Origin of the sequence: Streptomyces sp. NPDC059003 (genome assembly GCF_042740445.1) — a bacterium.
In the GTDB taxonomy this organism is placed as follows: domain Bacteria; phylum Actinomycetota; class Actinomycetes; order Streptomycetales; family Streptomycetaceae; genus Streptomyces.
The window spans coordinates 1-4,701 of the sequence record NZ_JBHYJH010000188.1 but is presented as its reverse complement, the minus strand read 5'-3'; the positions used below and the strand labels follow the sequence as shown (position 1 = coordinate 4,701).

Annotated in this window: 2 protein-coding genes; one reads left to right on the top strand and one right to left on the bottom strand. The window is 74.4% G+C overall.

The window, feature by feature from the left end:
- Positions 1-693 (bottom strand): CU044_2847 family protein (locus ACFWZ5_RS38750; RefSeq protein WP_384892039.1); only part of this gene is annotated, 693 nt, incomplete at its 3' end.
- Positions 694-921: 228 nt separating this feature from the next.
- Here ACFWZ5_RS38750 and ACFWZ5_RS38745 point away from each other — a divergent pair.
- On the top strand, positions 922-4,644 hold the full coding sequence (locus ACFWZ5_RS38745; protein ID WP_384892036.1) for a S8 family serine peptidase: 3,723 nt from the start codon (positions 922-924) through the stop codon (positions 4,642-4,644).
- Positions 4,645-4,701: the final 57 nt, after the last annotated feature.

The window sequence follows — 4,701 nt, the reverse complement described above, 5'->3', positions numbered from 1 at the left end:
TGCCGTTCCGGCGCCCGCGTGCGCGTGGACAGAGGTAGCGACGCCGCCCGGCGGATCGGGCTCGGACGCCCCGGCCGGTGTCGTCACGTCGGCGTTCGCGCCTGGGCACGCGGGTGGCGCAGCGTGGTTCGTTGCGGTCGGCTCGGCTGCCGCGGCGGGTGCCGCCGTTCCGGCGCCCGCGTCCGTGCCGGCGGGCGGAGCGATACCGCCCGCCGTACCGCGCCCAGTTGCCCCCGCCGTCGCCGTCGCCGCGGCAGCCGTATCCGCCCCCGTACCCGCGTGGTGAGCGCCGTCGGTCGGCGGGACCGGGCCGGTCACCCCGGCCGATTCCCCCGCCGAGGCGCCCCCGCCAGCACCGGCGCCCCCGCCGGTGGGCCGTTCCGGAGACCACGACAGCCGTACCAGCAGATGCCCCTCCGCCGAGCCCTTCACCAGGACCGCCCCGGCCTCCGCTGTCATCCGTACGCCGAACTCGATCTCCACGGCGTCCGGTCTGAGCGTGCCGTCGCGGAACACGCGCAGCGCCGAGTCGGCGGCCGCGCGGGCGCCGTCCAGGGACGCCTCGAAGGTGCGGGCGGCCTGCGCGGGCCCGTCGCCGCGCGAGACGAGCCGCGCCCCCGACGCGTCGTCGACGTCGGCGACGACCACCCGCGCACCGTCGTCTGTCGTGAACTGCACCAGACCGTCGTCCATCAACGCCCCCGTGGAAACCCGTGGAAAGCCGCGTGCTCTTGGCCGCCCACATTCTTGCGGAGACCCGGGCTGGCGGAAAGCCGCCCTGGCAGCTTCCCGCCAGCTCCGCGCAACTCTCCCGCAACACAAGCGGACTGACACTTCTCGCAGCACGCGGACACCATCCGCACCTGGTCGTGCCGACGCACCGCCGACGCACCGACGCACCGTCGAGGAGAGGCAGGCTTCATGCAGCGCCCCCGAAGAGCCGGACTCCGACTCCTGACCGCCGGACTCACCCTCACCCTGCTCCCGGCCGGACTGACCGCCACCGCCACCGCCACGCCCGCCGCGGCCGACGACGCACGCAGCCCCCGCCAGACCGCCGAGCCCCCCAAGACCGCCCCGCGCACCGTCACCCTCATCACCGGCGACAAGGTCACCGTCACCCCGCTCGGCGGCGGCAGGCGGACCGTGACCGTGGACCGCCCGCGCGGCGCGCACGGTGCCGTCCGCACCGAGGTCAGCGACGGCCACGTCACCGTCGTACCGGACGAGGCCCGCCCGTATCTGCGTGCGGGAGCCCTGGACAAGCGGCTCTTCGACGTGACGGAGCTGATACGCCAGGGCGTCGGCCGGGGAGCCAAGGCCGCGACGCCGGTCATCGTCACGTACGAGAAGAACAAGAAGAACGACGCCGGGAGCGGCGGCACCCTCCGTGGCGCCACCAAGACCCGCGCCCTCCCCAGCATCCGCGGCACCGCCCTCAAGGCCGCCCCCGGCACCGCGTTCTGGCGGGACATCACCTCCGCGGACGGCGGCGCCCGCTTCGCCGACGGGATCGCGAAGGTCTGGCTCGACGGCCGCGTCGAGGCCGACATGGCCGAGAGCAACGCCCAGATCGGCACCCCGAAGGTCTGGGAGGCCGGGCTCACCGGCAAGGGCGTGAAGGTGGCGGTCCTCGACACCGGTGTCGACGCCACGCACCCCGACCTGACGGGCCGCGTCGGCGCGACCAGGAGCTTCATCCCCGGCCAGGAGGTCGCCGACCGCGACGGCCACGGCACGCACGTCACGTCGACCGTCGGCGGCAGCGGCACCGCGTCGGACGGCAAGGAGAAGGGCGTCGCGCCCGGCGCGGAGCTCGCCGTCGGCAAGGTGCTCAGCGACGAGGGCTTCGGCAGCGAGTCGCAGATCATCGCCGGAATGGAGTGGGCCGCCAAGGACGTGGACGCCAGGATCGTGTCCATGAGCCTCGGTTCGGCGGAGCCGAGCGACGGCACCGACCCGATGGCCGCCGCCGTGAACCGCCTCTCCCGGGAGACCGGCGCGCTGTTCGTCATCGCGGCGGGCAACACCGGCGCCCCCTCGTCGATCGGCTCGCCCGCCGCGGCGGACTCCGCGCTGACCGTCGGCGCCGTCGACGCCGCCGACAAGGCCGCGTACTTCACCAGCCAGGGCCCCCGCCACGGCGACAACGCGCTCAAGCCCGACGTGTCCGCCCCCGGCGTGGACATTCTCGCCGCCCGCTCCCAACTCGCCGCCGGTGACGGCTACTACACCTCCATGAGCGGTACGTCGATGGCGACCCCGCACGTCGCGGGCGTCGCCGCCCTGCTCGCCGAACAGCACCCGGACTGGACCGGAGGGCAGCTCAAGGACGCCCTGATGTCGACGTCCCACCGGCTCGACGCGTCCGCGTACGAGCTCGGCGCCGGACGTGTCGACGTGCCGTCCGCGATCGACGCGAAGGTCACCGCGACGGGAGCCGCCGACTTCGGCTTCTACGCCTGGCCGTACGACGCGAACAAGCCGGTCACCCGCGAGATCACGTACACCAACACCTCAGCCGAACCGGCCGAGTTGACCCTGTCGGCCGAAGGCGCCGCCGACGGAGTGGTCGCGCTCGCCGACCGCAAGCTCACCGTGCCCGCGCACGGCACCGCCTCCACCACCGTGACCGGCGACGGCGCGCACGCCCCCGTCGGGCGGACCAGTGGCGCCGTCGTCGCGAGCGCGGGCGGCAAGCAGCTCGCACGCACCGCGTTCGGCCTGGTCAAGGAGGAGGAGCGGTACACGCTCACCGTGCGCGTCAAGGACCGTGACGGCGCCGCGAGCGCCGCGGACCTGGCCGTGCAGCCGCTGGTGAAGGACGGCGAGGCCTACCCGGCCGCCGTCGGCGCGTCCGGCGAGCTGAAACTCCGCCTCAAGCCGGGGGCCTACGCCCTCTCCACCTTCCTCGACGTACGCGGCAGCCACGGCAAGGACTCCCTCGGCCTCGGCTTCCTGGCCGCGCCCGAGGTGACCCTGGACCGCGACCGCGAAGTGACCCTGGACGCCCGGAAGCTGAAGGAGATCACGGCCGAGGTCCCGCGCCGCTCCGAGACCCGCCAACTGGTCATGGAGTTCGACCGCACCGCGAACGGCTCCGCCTACCAGGGCGCGGCGCAGGTCCCGGTGAAGTACGACAGCGTCTTCGCGGCGCCCACCGCGAAGGTGGCGCGGGGCCGCTTCGAGTACCGCACGGTCTGGCGGCTCGGCAAGCCGCTCGTCGACGTCAAGGGCCTCGACGCGGGCGCGGCCGTGGCCCAGCCCGGCGGCACCCTCACCGAGGGCCGCACCCGCCTGAAGCTGATCGACGCGGGCGACGGCTCCCCGTCGGCGTACGAAGGAAAGAACGTACGGGGCAAGGCGGTCGTCGTCCGCCGCACCGGCGCCGCGAACCAGCCCGCACCCCCCGACCTCGCGCGGGCCGCGCAGGCCGCGGGCGCCAAGGCCCTGTACGTCACCGACGACGCGCCGGGCCGCCTCAACGCCTGGTTCGGCACCGACGACAACGAGGACCGGCCGCTGCAGATCGCCACGGTGAACGCGGCGGACGGCGCGAAGCTGCGGGCCGCGGCGCGCGCGGGCCGGTCCCTGGAGTCGACCGGCACCACGTACACGCCCTACGTCTACGACCTGGAGCACGGCCACACCGGCTCGATCCCGTCGAAGGACCTCACCTACGCCCCGTCCGCGCGCGAACTCGCCGTGCTGGCGGCCAAGTTCCACGCCCCGTCCCGCACCCCCACTCCCGGCGGTGAGTTCCGCTACTCCCTCACCGACACCTTCCGCGTCGGCCTCGGCTTCCCCGAGCGGATCGCGTACCCGGCCGAGCGGACCGACTACGTCGCGGCGGGCAGGGGCCGCCTCTGGCACGAGTCCGTCCAGTCCGGCCCCACCTCCCTCGAACAGCGCGGCGGCCTGGTCGGCTACCGCCCCGGCAAGCGCGCCGCCCTCGACTGGTTCAAGCCCGTCTGGCACCCGTGGCTCGGCACCGGCCTCGGCTGGGGCCAGCAGCGCACCGGCGACGACCTCGCCTTCAACACACCCGGCTGGGGCGACTCGGGCCCCGACCACACCGGCTTCGGCGACGTGTGGAGCGACGACTCCATGACCCAGACCACCGCCGTCTACGCCGACGGCGAGCTCGTCGAGCGGAAGACCAGCTCGGGCGTGTACGTGTGGGACGCCGCCCCCGAGGAGCGCACCTACAAGGTCGAGACCGACACGACCCTCGCCCCCTCCCGCTGGCGCCTCGCCACCAGGGCCCACTCGGAGTGGACCGTCCGCTCCGCCCGCACCCCCGCCGACCGCGCGACCTTCCTCCCCGTGCTCAACCTCGGCTTCGACGTCCCGACGGACCTGTACGGCGACGTCCGCGGCGGGCGGGCCGTGCCGGTCGGGATCTTCGCCGAGTACGTGAAGGGCGCGGCCGGCACGGGGCGCATCGGGGCGGCGTCCCTTGAGGTGTCCTACGACGACGGGGCCTCGTGGACCGCGGTCGCCCTGGAGCGTTCCAGGAATTCCTGGACCGGCAAGCTGAGGGTGCCGCAGGACGCGGCGGCCATCTCTTTCCGGGCGTCCGTCGGGGACGACCGGGGTGGGTCGGTGAAGCAGGAGGTCGTGCGGGGGGTGGGGGTGCGGTAGCTGGCCCTCGCGGGTGGCGCCCCAGACCCGCCCCTTCCCGAACTGGGGCTCCGCCCC